Origin of the sequence: Primorskyibacter sp. S87 (assembly GCF_049801055.1) — a bacterium.
GTDB lineage: Bacteria > Pseudomonadota > Alphaproteobacteria > Rhodobacterales > Rhodobacteraceae > JBNAGF01.
This window is the reverse complement of sequence record NZ_JBNAGF010000006.1, coordinates 176,780-198,814: the sequence shown is the minus strand read 5'-3', so window position 1 is coordinate 198,814 and position 22,035 is coordinate 176,780. Positions and strand designations below refer to the sequence as shown.

The 22,035-nt window shown below is 60.7% G+C and carries 17 protein-coding genes and 1 pseudogene; 10 read left to right on the top strand and 8 right to left on the bottom strand.

What is annotated here, in order from left to right; translation table 11 throughout:
* Positions 1-24 precede the first annotated feature (24 nt).
* Positions 25-870, bottom strand: a complete 846-nt coding sequence (locus tag ACP15U_RS12485; RefSeq protein ID WP_425045473.1) for a class I SAM-dependent methyltransferase — start codon at positions 868-870, stop codon at positions 25-27.
* Positions 871-1,078: 208 nt separating this feature from the next.
* Between ACP15U_RS12485 and ACP15U_RS12480 the strand changes: the two genes are divergently transcribed.
* The 5 genes and pseudogenes from ACP15U_RS12480 (at position 1,079) to ACP15U_RS12460 (ending at position 5,765) form a co-directional block, all read left to right on the top strand.
* A complete protein-coding gene (locus tag ACP15U_RS12480) occupies positions 1,079-2,194 on the top strand; it encodes a carboxylate-amine ligase (protein ID WP_425045472.1) in 1,116 nt (371 codons plus the stop codon).
* A gap of 233 nt (positions 2,195-2,427) precedes the next feature.
* Positions 2,428-3,570: an acyl-CoA dehydrogenase family protein gene (locus ACP15U_RS12475; protein WP_425045471.1), complete on the top strand. Its 1,143-nt coding sequence runs from the start codon at positions 2,428-2,430 to the stop codon at positions 3,568-3,570.
* 2 nt (positions 3,571-3,572) lie between these two features.
* Positions 3,573-4,529 (top strand): annotated as a pseudogene (locus ACP15U_RS12470) (enoyl-CoA hydratase/isomerase family protein); the annotation flags it as partial.
* A gap of 90 nt (positions 4,530-4,619) precedes the next feature.
* Positions 4,620-5,492, top strand: coding sequence for a 3-hydroxyisobutyrate dehydrogenase (gene mmsB, locus ACP15U_RS12465; protein WP_425045552.1), 873 nt, complete (start codon positions 4,620-4,622; stop codon positions 5,490-5,492).
* A gap of 69 nt (positions 5,493-5,561) precedes the next feature.
* Complete coding sequence (locus ACP15U_RS12460; protein ID WP_425045470.1) at positions 5,562-5,765, top strand: YgaP family membrane protein; 204 nt, start codon at positions 5,562-5,564, stop codon at positions 5,763-5,765.
* 46 nt (positions 5,766-5,811) lie between these two features.
* Here ACP15U_RS12460 and uvrA read toward each other — a convergent pair whose 3' ends face one another.
* Both uvrA and lpdA read right to left on the bottom strand, forming a co-directional pair.
* Positions 5,812-8,670 (bottom strand): excinuclease ABC subunit UvrA, encoded by a 2,859-nt coding sequence (gene uvrA / locus ACP15U_RS12455; RefSeq protein ID WP_425045469.1) that lies wholly within the window; start codon positions 8,668-8,670, stop codon positions 5,812-5,814.
* A gap of 219 nt (positions 8,671-8,889) precedes the next feature.
* Positions 8,890-10,284 (bottom strand): dihydrolipoyl dehydrogenase, encoded by a 1,395-nt coding sequence (lpdA, locus tag ACP15U_RS12450; RefSeq protein WP_425045468.1) that lies wholly within the window; start codon positions 10,282-10,284, stop codon positions 8,890-8,892.
* 321 nt (positions 10,285-10,605) lie between these two features.
* On the opposite strand from lpdA, the gene ACP15U_RS12445 reads away from it, so the two are divergent.
* Complete coding sequence (locus tag ACP15U_RS12445; protein ID WP_425045467.1) at positions 10,606-11,043, top strand: hypothetical protein; 438 nt, start codon at positions 10,606-10,608, stop codon at positions 11,041-11,043.
* On the opposite strand, the gene ACP15U_RS12440 is transcribed toward ACP15U_RS12445, so the two are convergent.
* The 4 genes from ACP15U_RS12440 to ACP15U_RS12425 form a co-directional block, all read right to left on the bottom strand.
* Positions 11,040-11,618, bottom strand: a complete 579-nt coding sequence (locus tag ACP15U_RS12440; RefSeq protein WP_425045466.1) for a DUF924 family protein — start codon at positions 11,616-11,618, stop codon at positions 11,040-11,042. The genes ACP15U_RS12445 and ACP15U_RS12440 overlap by 4 nt on opposite strands.
* Positions 11,619-11,890: 272 nt before the next feature.
* Entirely contained in the window at positions 11,891-13,162 is a 1,272-nt protein-coding gene (locus tag ACP15U_RS12435) for an MFS transporter (RefSeq protein WP_425045465.1), read from the bottom strand.
* 172 nt (positions 13,163-13,334) lie between these two features.
* Positions 13,335-14,390: a tRNA preQ1(34) S-adenosylmethionine ribosyltransferase-isomerase QueA gene (gene queA, locus ACP15U_RS12430; RefSeq protein ID WP_425045464.1), complete on the bottom strand. Its 1,056-nt coding sequence runs from the start codon at positions 14,388-14,390 to the stop codon at positions 13,335-13,337.
* A gap of 50 nt (positions 14,391-14,440) precedes the next feature.
* The gene (locus ACP15U_RS12425; protein WP_425045463.1) at positions 14,441-17,800 is read right to left on the bottom strand and encodes a DUF3971 domain-containing protein; all 3,360 of its coding nucleotides are present in this window, start codon (positions 17,798-17,800) and stop codon (positions 14,441-14,443) included.
* Positions 17,801-17,874: 74 nt separating this feature from the next.
* Here ACP15U_RS12425 and bcp point away from each other — a divergent pair, with 74 nt between their 5' ends.
* The 4 genes from bcp (at position 17,875) to ACP15U_RS12405 (ending at position 21,420) form a co-directional block, all read left to right on the top strand.
* The gene (gene bcp, locus ACP15U_RS12420) at positions 17,875-18,339 is read left to right on the top strand and encodes a thioredoxin-dependent thiol peroxidase (protein WP_425045462.1); all 465 of its coding nucleotides are present in this window, start codon (positions 17,875-17,877) and stop codon (positions 18,337-18,339) included.
* A 12-nt stretch (positions 18,340-18,351) separates the two neighbouring features.
* Complete coding sequence (locus ACP15U_RS12415) at positions 18,352-19,632, top strand: class I adenylate-forming enzyme family protein (protein ID WP_425045461.1); 1,281 nt, start codon at positions 18,352-18,354, stop codon at positions 19,630-19,632.
* On the top strand, positions 19,629-20,759 hold the full coding sequence (locus tag ACP15U_RS12410) for a thiolase family protein (protein ID WP_425045460.1): 1,131 nt from the start codon (positions 19,629-19,631) through the stop codon (positions 20,757-20,759). Before ACP15U_RS12415 ends, ACP15U_RS12410 begins: the two co-directional genes overlap by 4 nt.
* A 100-nt stretch (positions 20,760-20,859) precedes the next feature.
* Complete coding sequence (locus ACP15U_RS12405) at positions 20,860-21,420, top strand: antibiotic biosynthesis monooxygenase family protein (protein ID WP_425045459.1); 561 nt, start codon at positions 20,860-20,862, stop codon at positions 21,418-21,420.
* 57 nt (positions 21,421-21,477) lie between these two features.
* Here the strand turns inward: ACP15U_RS12405 and ACP15U_RS12400 are convergent, their stop codons facing one another.
* Positions 21,478-22,023, bottom strand: coding sequence for a biotin transporter BioY (locus ACP15U_RS12400; RefSeq protein ID WP_425045458.1), 546 nt, complete (start codon positions 22,021-22,023; stop codon positions 21,478-21,480).
* Positions 22,024-22,035: the final 12 nt, after the last annotated feature.

The following is a 22,035-nucleotide window of genomic DNA, read 5'->3' as shown; positions in this document are numbered from 1 at the left end:
AGCTCAGAGATCAGAATTCAGTGCTCAGAGTTTGCGGATCCAGAACGACTGCGCCCGACCTTCGGCCAAAAACGGCAATGCAGAAACCGCATCAGGACGTGACCGTTGCAGGAAATAGCCCGGCCAGAGGATCTCGTACCCGCCGGTTTGCAACAAGGCATGCAAAACATATTGCTCGGCCCATGACGGGCAGTCGTAGAAAAACCGCTTTGGGTATTCGAACGGCAGAAACACATCATGTACATGGATCACCACACCCGGCGCCAACCGCGGGATAATCCGGCAAAACAGATGCGCCACATCGTTGCTCATCCGCATCTGGTGGCTTGAATCGATGAACAGGACGTCACCGGACTGCAGCGTTTCGAACAAAGCCGGATCCACCTCTTCCAGCCGTTTCTGTTCAAACGCGTCGACCACATGGGCGATGTCAGCGCGCGGATAAGGATCAATGGCGGTCAGCGTGCAGTCGATGTTGCCGTCCCGGATGGCCTGCCGGGTCACGCGTGTCGAGTTGCCGCAGCCGACCTCGATCACCCGGTTCGGTTCATATCGACGGATCATCAGGTATAGCGCATCCGCATCCGGCGTGTCGTAATAACCGTTGTTGACACGATACCCGGTCGAGCAGGCCGAGGGATCCTTGAGGCGCTCCAGATCCTGCTTGCAGGCCGAGTAGTCCTGCACCAGTTGCGCAATATCGAACCCGGTCATACCTGGGCTGAGTGCATAGGCCGGACGATCCAGCCCGCCAGCGGCCTCGAACGCCTCAAGGCGGGTACGCTCGGCCTTCATTTCGCGGGCATCCGTCAGGTGCAGGTCAAACCGATCCAGAAACCGGTTGATCTTTGGAAACTTTCTCTTTTTCACGGCTTGGCCCCGTCTTGCTGCCCCGCCAGCGGCAGAGCCTTTCCCCAATCAGCAATCCTGCAGGTCATACTCCTGCCGGGCATAGCCCCGCAAGCCGCCAATCCGGGCTGTCACGCAGCGGCAATTCCGCGCGCCGTGGCAGCCCATGCCCCTCTTGGCAAGGGACCGGCTTCGGTATTCACTGGCACGAGCGACGAGGGAGGCCGCCATGCAGCAGGATTTCACGCTGGGGATCGAAGAAGAATACCTTCTCGTGGACCGGGATTCGCTGGAACTTGCAGAGGCGCCCGAAGCGATGATGACGGCCTGCCAGTCGGATTTCGAAGGTCAGGTCAGCCCGGAATTCCTGCAATGCCAGATCGAGGTCGGCACCCGCGTGCATCCCAACGTTGCCTCGGCCCGAGAGGATCTGAAACGCCTGCGGGCCTGTGTTTCCAAACACGCATCCGAATACAACCTATCTCCGATTGCGGTATCCTGCCATCCTTTTGCCAACTGGCGGGACCAGCACCATACCTCGAAGGAGAGGTATGACGCCCTGCAGGCTGATCTGGGCGGCGTAGCGCGCCGGATGTTGATCTGCGGCATGCATGTCCATGTCGGTATCGAAGACAAGTCGCTGCGCGCAGACCTGATGCCCCAACTGTCGTATTTCCTGCCGCATATGTTGGCCCTGTCCACATCGTCTCCGTTCTGGAATGGCGAGGACACGCGGCTGGCATCCTACAGGCTGACGGTATTCGACAACCTGCCTCGCACCGGTCTGCCCCCCACATTCTCCAGCTGGGCGGAATATGAACGGACGGCCGGGGCGCTGATAGAACTGGGTGTGATCGAAGACACCACCAAGATCTGGTGGGATCTGCGCCCTTCGCACCGGTTTCCGACCCTCGAAACCCGGATCATGGATGTCTCGCCCCGTTTGGAAGACACGCTGGCGCTGGCTGCGTTGAACCAAGCGATCCTGCGCATGCTCTGCCGTTTCAAGGCCCGCAACCTGCGCTGGCGCAACTATGACCGGTTTCTGATCGCCGAGAACCGGTGGCGGGCGCAAAGATACGGTGTCGCCGAAGGGCTGATCGATTTCGGGGATCGTTCGATCAAATCCATGGCCCTTTTGCTGGACGAACTGACCGGATTGCTGATCGAGGATGCCGAGGCATTGGGCACCATTGCCGAAATCACGCGGCTGCGACGCATCGCTGAAACCGGCACTTCGGCCACGCGGCAGCGCAGGGTGCACGCCGAAGCGCAGGCCCGGGGCGAAGATCCCGGCCGCGCCGTGGTCCGCCACCTGATCGAAGAGTTTCACGCCGATCTGTAAGGCGGGCGCCCTGTGGGGGCTCTGCCCCCGTCGCTGGCGCGACTCCCCCGGAGTTTTTGCAAAAAGATGAAAGCACGGGCTGATAGGCTTTGCACCGCCGCAAGCCCTCTTTGCGGGATTGCCGCCTTGATCGAAGGGGTCAGCGGCGGTAAGAATTAAACACACGTTCATTTCCCGGCAATCACCGGCCCAACCCGGTGCCCTGCCGGTGTCCGGCTTAGGAGGAGCCTGCCATGGATTTCGCACTGACCGAGGAACAAAGCGCCATCTTCGACATGGCTCATGCGTTCGGACAGGACAACATTGCGCCTCATGCGCGGACGTGGGAGGCCGAGGGCACCATTCCGAAAGAGCTGTGGCCACAAGTCGGCGAGCTGGGCTTTGGCGGGCTGTATGTGTCCGAGGAATTTGGCGGTTCCGGGCTGTCGCGGCTTGATGCAACACTGGTGTTCGAAGCGCTGGCGATGTCCTGCCCTGCCGTGGGATCGTTCCTGTCGATCCACAACATGTGTGGTGGCATGATCGACAAATTCGGCAGCGAAGAAACCAAGCAGAAATGGCTGCCGCAGCTCTGCACGATGGAAACGGTGTTCTCCTACTGCCTGACCGAACCGGGCTCCGGTTCGGATGCTGCCGCGCTGCGCACCCGTGCCGAGCGGACCAATGACGGATATTCCCTCAATGGCACCAAGGCTTTCATCTCGGGCGGGTCTTATTCCGATGCTTATGTCACCATGGTCCGCACTGGCGAGGACGGCCCCAAGGGGATCTCGACCGTGGTGGTAGAGGACGGCAGCGAAGGGCTGAGTTTTGGCGCCCGCGAGAAGAAGATGGGCTGGCACGCCCAACCCACCGCACAGGTGCAGTTCGACAATTGCAAGATTCCGGCAGAAAACCTGATCGGCGAAGAAGGTCGCGGGTTTAGCTATGCGATGGCCGGGCTCGATGGCGGGCGGCTGAACATCTCGGCTGGGGCGTTGGGCGGGGCTCAGGCGGCGCTGAACATGACCATGACCTACATGTCCGAGCGCAAGGCCTTTGGCAAAACGATAGACCAGTTTCAGGGCCTTCAGTTCCGTCTGGCGGAGTATGAAACCAAGCTTCAGGCCGCACGGACCTTTCTGCGACAAGCGGCGTGGAAGCTCGACAATGGCGCGCCGGACGCCAGCAAATTCTGCGCCATGGCCAAGCTGATGGTTACCGACGCAGCGTTCGAAGTGGCCAATGGCTGTCTGCAACTGCATGGCGGCTACGGCTATCTGGCCGATTACGGGGTCGAAAAGATCGTCCGTGACCTGCGGGTGCATCAGATCCTCGAGGGCACCAACGAAATCATGCGGGTGATCATCTCGCGTCACATGATGGCGGCGCGCTGATCATGCCCGACGTCGACATCCGCGTCACCGGCCGCGCCGGCCGTATCACCCTGACCCGTCCACAGGCGCTGAACGCCATGTCCTATGACATGTGCATGGCAATCGACGCGGCGCTGCGCAACTGGCGCGAAGACGGCGAAGTGGATCTCGTGATCGTCGACGCCGAAGGTGACAAGGCATTCTGCGCAGGTGGCGACATCGCGGAGCTCTATGAAACAGGGACCAAGGGCGACTATGGATACGGCCGCACCTTCTGGCGCGACGAATATCGCATGAACGCCATGATCTTCGAATATCCCAAGCCGGTCATCAGCTTCCTGCAGGGGTTCACGATGGGCGGCGGAGTTGGCATCGGTTGTCACGGCTCGCACCGGGTGGTTGGCGAAAGCTCCAAGATCGCCATGCCGGAATGCGGGATCGGGCTGCTCCCTGACGTGGGTGGCACCTTGATGCTTGCGCTGGCACCGGGCCGGCTGGGTGAGTATCTGGGCCTCACCGCAGGCCGGATGGGGCCCGATGACGCGATTCTGGCCGGGTTTGCAGATCACTACATCCCGCAGGAAAAATGGGGCGCCTTGATCGAAATGCTCGAGGCGTCAGGCGATGCTGCGCATGTGGCCAGTCATGCCGAATCTGCCCCCAAAGGCACGCTGCGAGGGATGCAGGCCGATATCGACCGGACCTTTGCCGGTGAATCGCTCGATGACATACGCAACACGCTGAGCAACGAAGACAGTGATTTTGCCCGTGACACACTGAAGACCCTGAGCCGGAATTCGCCCTTGTCGATGGCCTGCACGGTTGAGATCCTGCGTCGGCTGCGCGGACCCTCCCTGAGCATCCGCAAGGCACTGGAGCTGGAATACCGTTTCACCTACCGGTCAATGGAACACGGCGACTTTCTCGAAGGGATCCGGGCTCAGATCATTGACAAGGACCGCAATCCGCAATGGCAATATGCTGGCCAGACCGTGCCAGCCGTTGCGGTGTCCAACATGCTGCGACCCCTGGGGCGCGACGCGCTGACTTTCGAGGAGGAGACCAAGCAGATGAAAATCGGATTTATCGGGCTGGGCAATATGGGGGCGCCCATGGCGGCCAACCTTGCCAAGGCTGGCCATCAGGTGACCGGGTTTGACATGGCCGACGTCACCGTAGATGGCGTGAGTATGGCCGGCACTGCGGCCGAGGCCGCCAACGGGGCCGATGTAGTGATTACCATGCTGCCAAACGGGCAGATCCTGCGGGCCGTCGCAGGTGAGGTGATCCCCGCGATGACCGCCGGCGCGGCGCTGGTCGATTGCTCGACCGTGGATGTAGACAGCGCCCGTGCAGTGGCCGAGCAATGCGCTGCGGCTGGCCTGTTGTCAGTCGACGCGCCTGTCTCGGGCGGGATTGGCGGCGCCGCTGCTGGCACACTGACCTTCATGGCAGGCGGATCGGCAGATGCCTTTGCCAAGGCCGAGCCATTGTTCGGGATCATGGGGCAGAAATCGGTGCATTGCGGCGATGCCGGAGCCGGTCAGGCGGCCAAAATCTGCAACAACATGATCCTTGGCGTTACCATGATTGCCACCTGCGAAGCCTTTGCGCTGGCCGACAAGCTGGGGCTCGACCGGCAAAAGATGTTCGACGTGGTCTCCACCTCCTCCGGCTATAGCTGGACGATGAACGCCTATTGCCCTGCCCCCGGCGTTGGGCCGCAAAGCCCGGCGGACAACGACTACCAGCCCGGATTTGCCGCCGAGCTGATGCTGAAGGATCTTCGCCTGTCACAGCAGGCAGCAGAAAGCGCAGATGCCGACACTCCGATGGGTGAGATGGCACAGAAACTTTACGCTCAGTTCGTCGAAAACGAGGACGGAACTGGCATGGATTTCTCGGCTATGCTGCCGCGCTTCGAAAAGCGCGGGCGCGGTTGATCTGAATCATATTCCAGTCAAGGAATGTCTTCTAGAGTGTGATGGGTATCAGCTTTAGGAGAACATCCGATGTTAACGAGGAATATGGGCCAGACCGACCGAGTGATCCGCACCATAATCGGCATTGCCCTGATTGCCCTTGCCTTTGCCGCACTGTCGGGAGGATGGGCATGGTTGGCGGGGATTGTCGGAGCAGTCATGCTGGCGACAGCCGCAATGGGAAATTGCCCGCCTTATGCGATTCTGGGGATTAACACCTGCAATACGAAATAGTCCTTCGGTAGGATCGGCGGGGTTGGACACGGGTTCGACCCCACCGCTATTCCGCCGCAACCTTCTGGCCTTCCAACATCGCCTTGAGGTAACGACCGGTGTGGCTTCTGGGTTCTTCAGCCACGGTTTCCGGCGTTCCCGTCGCAACGATTTCGCCGCCTCCGTCGCCGCCCTCCGGTCCGATATCAATGATCCAATCTGCGGTTTTGATCACGTCAAGGTTGTGCTCAATCACCACGACAGAGTTCCCCTGATCCACAAGCTCGTGCAGAACCTCTAGCAATTTTCGAACATCTTCAAAGTGCAACCCGGTTGTTGGCTCGTCCAATATATACAATGTACGACCTGTGGCCCGTTTTGACAGCTCCTTGGACAGCTTCACCCGCTGCGCCTCACCACCCGAGAGCGTGGTCGCCTGCTGGCCGACCTTGATGTAGCCAAGCCCAACGCGGGCCAGCGCATCCATCTTATCCCGGATAGACGGCACCGCCTTGAAGAAGTCTTGCGCATCCTCGACCGTCATGTCGAGCACGTCTGCAATGCTTTTGCCCTTAAACTTGATTTCAAGTGTTTCCCGGTTGTAGCGCGCGCCCTTACAGGTTTCGCAGGTCACATAGACATCCGGTAGGAAATGCATCTCGATCTTGATGACACCGTCACCCTGACAGGCTTCGCAGCGCCCGCCTTTAACGTTGAACGAGAACCGACCCGGTTTGTAACCGCGCGCCTTGGCTTCCGGCAGCCCGGCGAACCAGTCGCGGATCGGAGTAAAGGCGCCGGTATAGGTGGCCGGATTTGAACGGGGCGTGCGCCCAATCGGTCGCTGGTCGATATCGATCACCTTGTCGAGATGCTCCAATCCCTTGATCGTCTCGCAGGGCGCAGGGGTTTGGCGGGCCCCATTCAGCCGCATTGAGGCCGTCTTGAACAGGGTTTCGATGGTCAACGTCGACTTGCCGCCCCCGGACACACCTGTCACGCAGACAAACTTGCCCAGCGGGAACTCGGCCGTGACCTCCTTAAGATTGTTGCCAACCGCGCCCACGACCTTGACCGACTTCTTCTTGCCGCCACGCCGTTCGGCCGGGATCGGAATTTCACGGGTTCCGGACAGATATTGCCCGGTGATCGAGGCCGCATCCCCGGCGACATGCTCGGGCGTGCCGTGGCTGACCACCTGCCCACCATGCACCCCGGCACCGGGTCCGATGTCAAAAACGTAGTCGGCTTCGCGGATTGCCTCTTCGTCATGTTCCACCACGATCACGGTGTTGCCCTGATCCCGAAGGTTCTTGAGTGTCGTCAGCAGACGGTCATTATCGCGCTGATGCAGGCCGATTGACGGCTCATCCAGAACATACAGCACCCCGGTCAGCCCCGAACCGATCTGGCTTGCCAGCCGGATCCGCTGGCTCTCGCCGCCCGAAAGCGTGCCGCTCGACCGGCTCAGCGTCAGATACTCCAGACCAACATTGTTGAGAAATCCGAGTCGTTCGCGGATTTCCTTGACGATGGCGCGGGCGATCTCCTGCTTTTGGGGCGTGAGATGGTCGGGAACGTTCTCGATCCATGCAAGAGCCTGCCGGATCGACATCTGCACCAACTGCCCCACATGCAGCCCGGCAATTTTGACGGCCAGCGCCTCTTCGCGCAGGCGGAACCCGTTGCAGGAATGGCAGGGCCTGTTGTTCTGGTAGCGCTCGAATTCTTCGCGGATCCAGTTGCTGTCGGTCTCGCGATAGCGGCGCTCCATGTTCGGAATGACCCCTTCGAAGACGCGCGTTACCTCGTAAACACGCCCGCCTTCATCATAGCGGAAGGCGATCTCCTCTTTGCCGGATCCATACAGGAACACCTGCTGAACCTTCTCCGACAGGTCTTTCCAGGGGGTATTCTTGTCAAACTGGTAATGCTTGGCGATTGCTTCGATGGTTTGCAGGAAATAGGGCGACTTGCCCTTTCGCCACGGCGCCAGTGCCCCGTCATAGATCTTGAGCGTCTGGTCCGGCACCACCAGCCGTTCGTCAAAAAACAGCTCCATCCCCAGCCCGTCACAATCCGGGCAGGCACCGAAAGGCGCGTTGAATGAGAACAGACGCGGTTCGATTTCCGGGATCGTGAAACCGCTGACCGGACAGGCGAAGTTCTCGGAAAATGTGATGCGCTCCGGGTCGCCCTCCTTTGGTGCAGTTTCCAGAATGGCGATCCCGTCGGCCAGATCCAGCGCTGTGCGAAGCGAGTCCGCAAGCCGGGTTTCCATACCTTCCCGCACCACCAGACGATCAACCACAACATCGATGTCATGGCGGAATTTCTTGTCCAGCGTGGGCGGTTCATCCAGTTCGTAGAATTCGCCATCCACCTTGACCCGCTGAAACCCCTGCTTGCGCAGTTCCAGAAACTCTTTGCGGTACTCGCCTTTGCGATCACGCACGATGGGCGCCAGCAGGTAGCCGCGCGTGCCCTCCTCCATCGCCATGATCCGATCGACCATGTCCTGAACCTGCTGGGCCTCGATCGGCAGGCCCGTGGCCGGGCTGAACGGTGTGCCGGCGCGGGCAAAGAGCAGACGCAGGTAGTCGTAGATTTCGGTCACTGTTCCAACGGTCGAACGCGGGTTCTTGGAAGTGGTTTTCTGTTCGATGGAAATGGCTGGGCTCAGACCGCTGATATGATCCACATCCGGCTTTTCCATCATGTCCAGAAATTGCCGGGCGTATGCACTGAGCGACTCTACATAGCGCCGCTGGCCTTCGGCATAGACCGTATCGAAAGCAAGGCTCGACTTGCCCGAGCCTGAAAGCCCGGTAATCACCACCAACTGATCGCGCGGAATGTCCACGTCGATGCTCTTGAGGTTGTGCTCGCGTGCGCCCCGCACTTCGATATTCTTGAGTTCGGCCATTCACGCCCCCAACATTCCGCACCCCTGCAGGTGTCCAAGTGGTTAACAGATAGGCGAGCGCGGGCGAGTCTCCAACCTAAAAATGTGAACAAAGTGAGAACAGGCGAGATATCGCACCGGCGCGTCATCCTCGGCAGGACCGCACTCTTCATCTTTTTGACAAATACTCCGGAGCGCGAGGCGGAGCCTCGCTCCCGCACTGGCCGAATGACGTGCCTGTCACATATGAATCACTCGCCCATAGGCGTCCAAAACGCTTTCATGCATCATCTCGCTCAGGGTCGGATGCGGGAAGACCGTGTGCATCAGGTCTTCCTCGGTGGTTTCCAACTGGCGGCCAACCACATAGCCCTGAATCATCTCGGTCACCTCGGCGCCGATCATATGAGCGCCCAGCAATTCCCCGGTCTTGGCATCAAAAACGGTTTTGACCAGACCCTCGGCTTCGCCGAGCGCGATCGCCTTGCCATTGCCGATGAAAGGGAACTTTCCGACCCTGACATCATACCCGAGTTCCTTGGCCTTCGCCTCGGTATATCCGACGCTGGCCACCTGCGGATGGCAATAGGTGCAGCCTGCAATGCTCTCGGGCTTGACGGGATGGGCGTGTTTTCCGGCGATCAGTTCGGCGACCATAACCCCTTCGTGGCTGGCCTTATGCGCCAGCCACGGCGCACCGGCGATATCACCGATGGCATAAAGCCCGTCGACCCCGGTTCGGCAAAAGGCGTCCGTCACCACATGGGTTCGGTCGATCTTGACGCCAAGCGCCTCAAGCCCGAGGTTCTCGACATTGCCGACAATGCCCACCGCGGAGATCACGGTGTCGAAATCCATCTTCTTGACCTTGCCGTCGGTCTCGATATGGGCGGTGACTTTACCCTTGCTCCGGTCGAGCTGCTTGACCAAGGATTTCTCCATGATCGTCATGCCCTGCCTGGTGAACGCCTTCTTGGCGAAGGCACTGATTTCGGCATCTTCAACCGGCAGCACCCTGTCCATCACCTCTACCACTGTCGTTTCAGAACCCAGAGTATTGTAAAAGCTGGCAAATTCGATTCCGATAGCCCCGGACCCGATGACCAGCAGCTTCTTCGGCATGCGTGGCGGCTGCAGCGCGTGCTTATAGGTCCAGACCAGATCACCGTCGGCTTCGAGCCCCGGCAATTCACGGGCCCGCGCGCCAGTGGCAAGGATGATGTTCTTGGCGGTCAGATCCTGCACGCCCTTGTCGGTCTTGACGCTGACCTTGCCTTTGCCGGGCAAACTGGCCTCGCCCATTACCACGTCGATCTTGTTCTTTTTCATCAGGTGGCCGATCCCCGAACTCAGCTGCTTGGCCACCCCGCGCGAGCGATTCACCACCGCATCGAGATCATAGCCGATCTTGTCCGCCTTCAGCCCGAACTCGGCGGCGCGCTCCATCAGGTGAAAGACCTCGGACGAGCGCAGAAGCGCCTTGGTCGGAATACAGCCCCAGTTCAGACAGATACCGCCCAGATGTTCCCGTTCGACAATGACGGTCCTCAGCCCGAGCTGAGCCGCGCGAATGGCCGCAACATAGCCGCCAGGGCCCGCACCGATTACGATCAGATCATAAGTAGATGAAGACATGTCCGTTCCCTCACTTGCCCGCGGTCGCCCGATAAACCTCTTCACCATTAGGCTTTTAGCCGATTTGCCGCAAGTTGTGCACTTTCCGGCGTATCCGCATCGGTCCGGATCTGGAGACCAATCATGTTGCTACCGATACAGACCTGTTTGACCGAGCCAAGGCTTTCCGGATCTGCCCACCTCTCGGTGAGGCTAAGCACGTTTCTCTGTGGGCCCTATGTTCAAAACCGGTGTTCCCGCACCGCGTCAAAGACTGTAGGACTTGTTTATCTGACCCAGCGCAGCATTTGGCGCACCTTGCATTGAAGCGAAAGATTACCAATGGCCAAGACGTTAAAAGACCTGTTTCTCGCCCTGTTGAATGCGACCCTGATCCTGATCGCGCTCTGTCTGTTTCTGGCGTGGAGGGCTGCCGATACACTGGACGACCTGACCGCCACCTTTGCCCAGAACCTACAGGTCGCGAAGCCCCTGACCGACGAGGTTGCCGCGATGCGGACAGAGGTTGCGGGGTTACGTGAGGAACTGGCGCAATTGGCAGCGCAGGGCGGCGATATCAGCGCCGAAGCTCTGAACCGCCTCAATTCAAGGCTGAGCCTTGTCAATGGCCGTATGGCGGATGTGCAGACAAGGGTTCAGGGGCTGGCGCAGGCGCCTGAGCAGATGGTGGACCGCGCAGTTGAAACCACCGGAGCAGAATTTGCCCGGCGGGTCTCGGAAATTCGGGGGTGCGGCCCTGCTGAGGCCGAAGGGTCTTAGGCGCCGGCTTGCATCTCACGCACGGTCTGGCCATAGCCACCGGCGGTAACATACGCCGCCTCGACATCCGTGGTGGACCTGTTCAGCGCCGCATTGCGATACGGGAAGCGGCCGAACATTCGGATCACCTCGCGATGCGCACGGGCATGTAGCAGGTTTGAAGCGCCGCCTTGCGTCATCCGTTCCATCATCAGTCGCACGCAGCGTTCCTGATCACAGAGGTTTTCCGAATGCATCATCGGCAGATAGAAGAACTGTCGCGCAGGCTCATCGATCCGCATGTCCCACCGCTTGTCGACGGCGGCCTTGGCCGCAGCCAGCGCTGCCCGATCCGTTGAAAAGGCACGCCCATCGCCACGGAACATGTTTCGCGGGAACTGGTCGGTCAGGATGATGTAGGCAAGAGCACCAGAGGGGTAAGTCAACCAAAGCGAGAAGCGGCCTTCCCGCGCGTCTTCCCAGGCATCCAGAAATTTATCCCGGATCTCGGCGTCCAGCGCCTCGTCCTGCAAATACCAGCCTTCCGGCCCGATTTCATCCAACCAAAAACTCAGAACTTCTTCTGGACCAACCATGGGAAATACTCCGCTTCCACAACCCTCCAGGCGATATAAGAATCCTAAAGACCAAAACGAAAAAAGTTACAGTAACATTTTCCTACAAAATCCAACCAATTCAGTGCGTTAGCGCAATCAAAACGTGTTTTTTCTTTACATTTCAGAACCTTACGTCACCCACGAGAATCTCCTTGTTTTTTTCGCGGGTTATGCGAAATTGCAACAGTTCAGGAACACTTGTCGCAATTGTTTCCTGAAACGTCGCAAATCACCCCCATTTGCGGGTCGGATCACGCCTGTTGCTCGGCCTGCATTTCCTCCAGCTCAGCCTCGATGGTTGCCTCCTGAACGAACTCCACGGCAACTGTTGTCGCGGTTGGTGCCATCGGCGACATGATACCGGTGTCTTCCACTGGGATCGCCGGGCGCTGTGTCATCCTGTAGATCGCGTATAGTGCAAGGATCAGGGTCAGAACCGCGATAATAACGAAGAACCCGGCCGGACCGACCACCGCGTCGTCCATCAGTGCGCCAGTGATGACCGGCCCGAGAATTGCGCCGAGGCCGTTGATGAAAATCAACCCGCCCGATGCCGCCGCCATGTCGTCGTGGTCAAGATAGTCGTTGGTATGCGCGATCAGCAGCGAATAAAGCGGATTGGTCATCCCCCCGATCAGGAAGGCGGCAATCAGAAGGGACTCAAAGCTTGGGCCGAACATGATCCCGAAAACGGCGCCTGCCCCGGCCACAGCCGAAGCCAGCAGGATCAGCACCCGGCGATCCATCCGGTCCGACATCCAGCCCAACGGGTATTGCACCAACAACGCGCCAACGTAGAACGTCGCCACGAAAATCGAGATTTGCGGCAGGCTCAGCCCCACGGTTGCGCCATAGACCGCCCCCATCCCGAACTGGGCCGCGAATATCCCTCCGAGCAGGAACATGCCGACACATCCCAGTGGCGAAATCTCGATGAGCTGCCGAAGGGTCATCGGTTTGGCCGTGTCAAAGGCCGGGGTTGGGCTGATCGACAAAAGGATCGGACCGAACGAGATCGAAACCAGCACCGATGCGATGACAAATGTTTCATATCCCGAGGGATCGCCAACCAGCATCAGGGCCTGCGCCGAAACCACTCCGAGCATCTGCACGATCATATAGAGCGACAGCGCCTTGCCACGGTTTTCATTGTCGGTCGCGTTGTTGAGCCAGCTTTCGGCGGTCACGTAAACGCCGGAAAAACAGAAACCCACGATCACCCGCCCGATCGACCATGCGATGGTGTCGGGAAAGACCGGATAAAGGATCATCACAGCCGAAATGAAAGAGGCCAGCGCAGCAAAGACGCGCACATGCCCGACACGTCGGATCATCTCGGGGGCAAGACGAGACCCGCCAAGAAAGCCGACGAAATAGGCGGCCATGACAAAGGACATTTCAAAAGTGGAAAACCCCTCCAGTTCGCCCCTCACACCCAGCAGGGTTCCCTGAAGCCCGTTGCCCAGAAGCAAAAGGCCAATGCCGAACAAAAGCGCCCAGGCGCTGGATAGAACTTGAAGCATGGCTGGCATCTCCCGCAGGTGAAAGCTGCACTGAAAGGACGAGGTTTCCCTGTGTCATCAGACAAAGGACGCTGCGCGCTTGTCTACGACAAAGCGCATGTCGGATTTGTCACAAGCGTCTTTCGCAGCATCAAAACCGACGCCTGCAAAGAAAGAACAGAGGCCGTTCCCGTCAGGCACCCGGTGGGATCAGAAGCGACGCGTCGCCATAGGAAAAGAACCGGTATCCCTCCTGCACGGCGTGGGCATAGACACTGCGGATCCGCTCCTGCCCCATCAGCGCCGAAACCAGCATCAGAAGGGTCGATTTGGGCAGGTGAAAATTGGTCATCAACGCATCAGTCACGTTGAACCGGAACCCCGGGTAGATGAAGATATCGGTCTCCCCTTCCCAGGCAGCAATCTGACCGTTGCGGGCTGCGCTTTCGATCAGTCGCAACGCCGTGGTTCCGACCGGAATAACACGCCCTCCGCCCGATTTTGTGGCGGCAATTTCAGCAGCAGCCTGTTCGCTGACCCGACCCCATTCGGCATGCATCTTGTGGGTGGTCACGTCCTCGACCTTCACCGGAAGGAACGTCCCTGCGCCCACATGTAGCGTCACATGGGTAAAGTCGACGCCGAAAGCCCGCAAAGCCGCCAGCAAAGGTTCGTCAAAATGCAGCGATGCGGTTGGAGCGGCGACTGCTCCTGAATGGCGGGCCCAGACCGTCTGGTAATCGGTCTTGTCCTGTTCGTCTGCGGCGCGTTTGGCGGCAATGTAGGGCGGCAGGGGCATTGCTCCGGCCTCGGCCAGTGCCGCATCAAAATCATCGCCGTTCAGGTTGAAACGCAACGCGCCCTGCCCGTCCTGCACGCCTTCCAGCGTGGCCGAAAGGTCGGCAGAGAAACGGATGACTTCGCCCGGCTTCACCTTCTTGAGCGGTTTCAGCAGCCCGCCCCAGCTGCCGTCGGCGCGCGGTTCCAGTAAGGTGACTTCGATCCGAGCTTCGGTCTCGCCCTGTGCACTGATACGGCGCCGGGTGCCGCTCAGGCGCGCCGGAATGACCCGCGTATCGTTGAGCACCAGCCGATCACCGGGCCGCAGCCAGTTGGTCAGGCTGGACACCGTGCTGTCCGTTATCACATCGCCTTGGGCAACCAAGAGCCGCGCCGAAGACCGCGGCACCGCCGGGCGGGTCGCAATCAGGTCGTCGGGCAGATCGAAATCGAAATCGCTGAGTTTCATGGCCGCCCTATAGATCGCGTTGTTGAGAATGACCACACCTGACCGTTTCGTTACCGGTCTCCGCCTGCCGCCGGTTTCCGCGGCTCGCGCTGCTTGACCGGCTGCCCCGGCTGGGGGGCTTCCGGTGCATCCTCCCGGAAGATCTCGCGGAACATGCCCGGCGCAAGGCCTGAGAGCGGGTTGACCTGCACCGAGGGATCGCTGGCCGGGCCCGCAAGCGTGTAGGTAAATCCGATCATACCTTCTCCCTTGCGGGTCAGGACGCTACCGATGACATTCAGCATGTAGACCGGTGAGATCACGCCACGCATCGCCAGCCAGTCTTTCACCGTGTCGTATGTGCCATCCATCGACAGACCGATGGACGGTCCGACGGCGCTTCCTGAGAGAATCGACAACTTGCCGGGGTCAATGCGGAAGGTGCTTTCGGCTGACGTGAACAGGATCCCCTGCCCGGCCATCTCGTCCACCAGCCCGACAATGCTGACGGCGTTGAGCAGCGCAGCCATCACCGGCGCATCCTTGATACGGGCGTTGCGCACCTGAAGGGAACCGTCGTAGCTGGCCGCGCCAACGGGCCGCAGGGTCATGTTGAAACTGCCGCCCTGACCCTGTGTCAAGATCCCGGCCGACCTGAATACGCCACCGGCGTCTTCGGATTGAATCTGAACTGCCGTTCGCCCCGCTTCGGGCACTACCCGCCCGGTTACGGTGGTCTGGCCATTGACCTGCCCGCTGAACGGGCCATCCAATCCCCGTGCCGTCGAGAACTCGCCCTGGAAATTTCGCAGGGACAGGCTGTCGGTGATCTGAAGATTCTGCAGCGAAACCCGCAGCGGCCCGCTCTGGCCCTGACTGCTGCTGCCGCCCGAGGTTCCGAAATCCGCCTTCCGCAGGTCGACCCGGCCGCTCAGGACGTTGATCGAGGGCGGAGCATCGCCGCGCCCGGTCAGTTGCACCGCCGCGTCCAGCCAGCCGCCCAGCCGGACCGAACTCAGCACAGCCCTTTCAAGCCCGCCGCCGACCCGGTTCAGCACCGTTCCGGTGAGGGAAAGCCCCGACGCCTGCAGCACAAGCCGCTGCACTTCGGCCCGTTCACCCAAAACTCCAGTCAATTCGAACAGTCCGGTTGTGCTTGCCGGTTTTGACCAGCCTAGCGGCGCCATGCGCAGCCCCACCCCTTCGAGGGTCGAGGACACTTTCACGACCGGCGGAGACTTGGGTGCCAGATCCAGTGTGAACTGCCCCGGCCCCGCACCGTTGACCGTTCCATCCGGCAATCCGATGCCGAATGTGTCGACCAGGACCTGAGACAGCTCAACCTCGCCCTCGACGCGACTGGCTTTTGGCGCACCTGGACCAATCGGTTGGCGCCACGTGGCCGTTGCGGGGACATCCCCGACCTGACCATTTCCGGAAATCTCGACCCCGCTCTGATCGCCCCGGACGCGCAGTTGCCCGGCCCTGAGAACTTGCCCCGGCACCAACACGTCAGAGCTCATATTCTCAAGCGTGCCATCGAAGTGGAACTTGATCTCTTCGATCGGAACCTTCTTTTTCAGCGGCAGGGCCAACAGGCCGGATGCCCGCGCCTGGCCGTCAGCAAGGGCAATCGGCAATGGCGTGTCCTTCAGAACCTTAAGGGGATGCGTGTTGAGCATCGCCATCGCTGCGGTGACGTCGCCCTCGACCTGCAGGCGCGCGACACCGGGCGCCGCCTTGGGAATTCCCAGATCAGGTATGATGAAGGAAGACCCTTTGACGTCTATGGGCCCGCCTTGAAACGGTTGAACCTGTCCTTCGCTGAGACTGACCGCGAACCGGGTTCCGAACAGCGTCACCTGCCCGGTCGCGCCGGTGATCGGCGGCATCGTCTTGACGTATCGGATCGAGGTATCTTCGAACGAGAAATCGCCCGCCAGCCGCAGTTTTTCTCCGGGTGCCAGCCGCAATCCCACATCAACGCCATGCAGGTCGCCTCCGGTAAGGTTGTCTGCCACCCATTTGCGCGGCTTGGGCGCCAGAGCTTCGGGCCACAGGGTAATGAGGTGTTCCGGCGTCAAGCTGTCAATGCCCAGATCCGCCGCCAGCTGCCAGCCATTGGGTTGCGCCAGCACTTCGCCATCCATGTGCACGGTGGTTGTTCCGTCCGAGACCGTCATCTGCCCAAGCCGGAAACGGAACGGGGCCAGTTCCAGGCTGAAATCGGTTGTGCCCGAAAGCGTCAGCGGCTGCTCGTAGACCCCCGGAGGACTGACCCGCAGGTTCTCGACCCGGAGCTGGGCAACCAGATCCGTCAGCTGTCCCTGTTCTACACCACCCAGATAGGCGCGCCCTTCGGCAATGCCCGATAGCCAGCCACTGTCCACGGAAATCTCGGAAAACTCCAGAACCCCCTGATCGGGGCGAAAGGTCAGATAGGTCCGCGCCTCGCGAAACGGGATCGGCCGCGTGCCCTCGTTGGGCCGGACCGCGCCGGCACCGATCTGCAAGGTGGCTGAAATCGGGCCCAAGCCACCCTGCCCATCCACGCTGCCGCGCAAAGCGCCGGAAATCGGTGCCCTGAGCGCCGAAACCCAACCGAAGGCCACGCTTTGCGATGCGATATCCTGAGCCGGAATATCCGTGACATTGATCCCGAATTCCGCAGCGGGGCCATCAAGACGGCTGGTATAATTCGCCTCCACCGCGCCTGCTACGTCCAGCCCGCCCAACACCGAGAACCCGGCGGACACCCGCAGGTTTTCATCCGCGCGCTGCATGTTCACGCGACCGCCATCCAAGGTCCAGGCTCGACCGGCACGGGCATCCTCGAACCGCAGGGTCAAAGCCTCCATTTCAACGGCATAGAGGCTGGAAAGCTGTGGCGAGAGAAACACCGCGTCCAGCCGCTCGACCAGTTCGGGCAGGCTGGGTGCGCGTTCCATCGGATCCCCGCCCAGCGCGATCGACAACGACCCATCCTTTGCCCGGCTGAGCAACGCGACCGCTTCGGTCAGACGAATGCGACGAGGCTGGATTTTGCCCTGTGTAAGCGCCTCCATCGACAGGGAGGCTTCGGCCGAACTGAGCCTGAGCACTGGTCGTCCGTCGGGTGCGTCCAGCTCAAGATTCTGCAGCAGGACGCGGGGCCGCAACCCCTTGAGCAGAACAAATTGCAGATCACCGAACCTGAGCTGCATCCCGCCGAGGTTCTGCTGGATCCGGGTTTCGACCCGGTCGCGCAACCAGTCCGGAGCGCTGACGACCTTGCCTATTGAAAAAACCGCGCCCAGAACCAGAACCGACCCGACGAAGATCAGAAGACGCAATGTCCAAACGGATGTCCGGCGCGCTCGCGAAAAACGCGGCTTGGGCCGAAACGGCTGGCCTTCGGGGCCCTGTACCTTGTCAGCCTCTTCCCCGGACACTTCGAAGCCTTTCCACTTGCACGTTGCGACCTATGTGTGCTCCATCCATTTCCAACCGACAACCGGAGATTCAAATGCTCGACATCACGAACACCGCACCCGATTTCACCCTGCCGCGCGATGGCGGTGGAGAGGTCACGTTGTCAGACCTGCGCGGTTCGCCCGTCGTCCTGTTTTTCTACCCGCGTGATGATACCCCGGGCTGCACCATAGAATCCATCGGATTTTCCGAGCTTCTGCAAGACTTTGCCGCCAAGGGCGTGCAGGTTTACGGGATCTCGAAAGACACTGTCAAAAGCCATGACAAATTCGTCGCGAAACACAACCTGACGACGCCGCTTTTGTCCGATGCGGACGGCGATGTCTGTGAACGCTTTGGCGTTTGGATTGAAAAGAACATGTATGGACGCAAGTTCATGGGGATCGACAGAACCACCTTCCTGATCGACGCCGACGGCAAGATTGCCCACGTCTGGCGTAAAGTGAAAGTCGAAGGCCATGTCGACGAGGTTTTGGAGGCCGCAAAGGCCCTGGGCTGACGCTGCCCGATCGTGCCTGCATCGCAACATATCCACGGATCTTCCGCAGACCGCCATACGCCCTTCCGGCTACCGGACCCGCTGCGCCTGTTCGTGGATGGTCAACCAGTTGCAGGCACCGAATGCCCGGTTTCTGATCCTGCCGATGACCGGGTGCGTTTCATTCAACCCAACCCGGCCGCCCCGGCGGTGCGCGAATTGCTCTCTTGTCTTTCGCATGGGCAGGAGTTCTGCATTGGGCAACCCCGGCCCTCTGCGAAAGGCAGGCCGGGGTGTTTTCAGTGTTTCAGTTCCGGAACTACCGGTGCCAGCAAGCGCATACGCCGCACATTGGAGAGCTGGACCAAGAGCTTTGATGTGAATGCCACACGCTGGTCACTGGGCGCGGCTGACCGCTATGCGGTGTTGGGTGAGTTGCGGCATTCTCTGGCGCTGTACGCCCTGCTCGAAGCGTTGCATGTCGGGGCGTGCCTCGACGTGCTTTCCACCCTTCCTGTCCGCCGCCAGTGGGCTGCCCTTGTCGCGACACCTCCGACATTGCTCTATGCGACTCCGGCCCAGTTGCGCCTGCTTCATGATGTTGCCGGGGACGGCACTGTGACTGCCACGCGCCGGGTCGCCATTGGCGGTGGATTTCTGGACGAGAGGACAAGGTCTCAGTCAGCCGCGCTGTTTCCCAACGCGCAGATCTCGGTGTTCTACGGGGCCAGTGAAACCAGCTTCATCACGCTTGCCGATGAAGACACCCCACCCGGATCTGTCGGGCGGGCCTATCCCCGGGTCGAACTGCATATCCGGGACATGGACGGCCACAATTGCCCGCCAGGGACGGCCGGTGAAATCTGGGTGCGCAGCCCCTATCTCTTTGAAGGCTATGCCGAGGGTCGAGCCGAGCGAACCCGATGGAACGAGGGCTACCTGACCGTGGGCGACGTCGGTTACCTTGACGCGCAGGGGTATCTCCATCTGGTCGGGCGCAGTGATCGCATGTTCACCGTCGCGGACCAGAACCTTTTCCCGGAAGAAATCGAAACTTATCTTCGGGCACAGCCCGGTATTCGCGAGGCGGCAGTACTTCCGCGTGCGGATTCAAAACGGGGAACGGTTCCGGTCGCTTGTCTGCACGCAGATCTGGACGAGAGCGATCTCGAGAAACTGGCCGCCGCCTGCCGCCGGACGTTCGGCCCGATGATGGCCCCGCGCCAGATGCTGCCGATCACGGACTGGCCGCGCCTGCCCTCGGGAAAAACCGATCTGCAACATCTGCAAAGAATTGTGGGAAACGCGCCGTGACCTCCCGCACCGCGCATTCCGCCCATGTGATTGCCGCGCGGCGGTCCGCAGTCGTTCCGCGCGGCGGGGCGCTGTCCGGGCTGGACCTGCATGAACTTGCCGCCCCGGTTCTCCTTGCCTGCCTCGACGATGCGGGGATGGCCCCCGCGAATGTCGACGAGGTGATCCTGAGCAATGCCATGGGCGGCGGCGGCAATCCCGCACGTATGGCGACCTTGTGGGCGAACCTTCCTGATCGGATCGGTGGGTTGAGTATCGACCGGCAATGCTGTGGCGGGCTGGACGCGATCCTGCTGGCACAGGCGATGGTGGTTTCTGGTCAGGCCGACGTGGTGCTTGCAGGCGGGGCCGAGAGCTACTCGCGCAGACCGGTGCGGATGCGCAATCCTGCCGATGGCAGCCCCCCGGAACCATACGACCAGCCGCCATTCGCTCCTTGGCCCAATCGCGACCCGGACATGGCCGACGCCGCTGACGCGCTGGCCCGGCAGCTTGGGATCGACCGGGAACGACAGGACAACTGGTCGACCCGCAGCCACGCTGCGGCACTTGCCGCGCGGATCGAGCTCGCTGGTGAAATCGTTCCGATGGGTGCAGACGCCGTCGCCTACGATCCGTTTGCCCGACGGCTTTCCCCACGGCTTAGTGATCGCGCGCCCGTTATCAGTGGCAGCATCACCGGCGCCAACACCGCGGTTGCTGCGGATGGGGCCGCGTTCTGCCTTGTAGTGTCTGACCGGGTGAAGTCGCGACTGGGCGTGCCGTCAGCGCGAATTTTGGGCGGGGCGTCTTGCGGTGGCCCTCCGGAAATGCCGGGCATCGCCCCGGTAGCGGCCATTGAACTGGCACTTGAGCGGACTTCCCTTGCCGCAACTGATCTGGTTGCGGTCGAGATCATGGAAGCCTATGCGGCACAAGCCATTGCCTGTATCGAACAGGCGGGGCTGCCTCCGGAGATCGTCAATTGCAAGGGTGGTGCATTGGCGCGCGGGCACCCGATCGGCGCCTCGGGCGCAGTTCTGGCCGTGCGGCTATATCACGACCTTCGGGCGACCGGCGGGCGCGGCCTTGCCGCCATTGCGGCCGCAGGCGGTCTTGGCTCGGCTCTGGTCCTCGAAGCCGATTAACGTCCGGTTTGTTGCTGGCTTCGGAAATTGCAGCCTTCCCCCTGCGGTTGGCGCGGCTAAACTCCGGTAAACACTATTGCCAACGCGCCGAGGTCAGCCGATGCACTGCCTGTTCTTTGATGTTGTCCCCAAAGCCGGAAAGCTGGCGGACTATTTTACCCATGTGGACGTTCTCAAGCCCCGCCTCGAACGGCATAAGGGGTTGATATATCTTGAACGGTTCCGCCCGCTGGACGATCCCGATGCGCTGCTTTCGCATCAACTCTGGAAGGATGAGGGCGCGATAGATGCATGGCGGCGCGACTCCAGCCATCAGCAAAGTCAGATCGCGGGGAGGAGGGAGATATTCCAAGATTACCGAATTCGGGTGGGGCAGCAGGCCCTTGAACGGCCAGGTTCCGGGAACCTCGCCGGGACCGGGAACCGATACATCGTGGCTTCATACGGAAATGCGGTGACCGCACATGGCGGCCGGGCCTACGAAAGCATCACCAGACCAGATTTCTTTGTAACCCTCGGCGAAGCAACCGATCCTGCTACAGCAACCGATCTGGCCGAGCGGGCCGTCGAAGGGGGCGCAGAGACAGTGCGGGTTTTTGCAGTTCACCGGGATTACTCGATGACAGAGCGCAACGAGGCGCCACAAATCGGCAAGAGCTAATCAGGATAAGGCCCCGGGACAGATCGCAGGGCCTCTCCAATTGCTTGTCGTTCTGTCTCAGGCGCGCGACAGCACCGCCTCGGGCCGGGCCTTGGCAAGTGCACCGGTCAGCATGCCCGCAATCCCGGCCTTGATCAGATCACCGGGCAGGAAGGGCAACGCCAGCGCCGAAGCCTCGGCCAGCGACTTGTCGAGCGTGATCGCCATACCAATGGTGCCGGGAATGTAGAGCGCGATGATGCCACCCACCACGGCACCGAGAATGGCCGATGCAGTGATTGGCACCGAGTTCAGCTTCTCGACGATGAACCCGGCCACAAAGGCGGCAATGGGGAAACCGATCAGGAAACCCGCCGACGGAGAGACAAAGAGGCCCAGACCACCCCGTCCACCGGCGAGCAGCGGCAGACCCAGCGCCACAAGCAACAGAAACAACAACACGGCCAGTGCCCCCCTGCGCGCCCCCAGCACAGTTCCGCACAGCATCACGCCAAGGCTCTGCGCGGTGATCGGCACGCCCGAGATCAGGTTGATCTTGGGGATCAGCCCCAAAATCGCGATCAGCGCCGCAAACAGCGCGATCAGCACCACGTTTCTTTCCATCTGTTTCAGTCT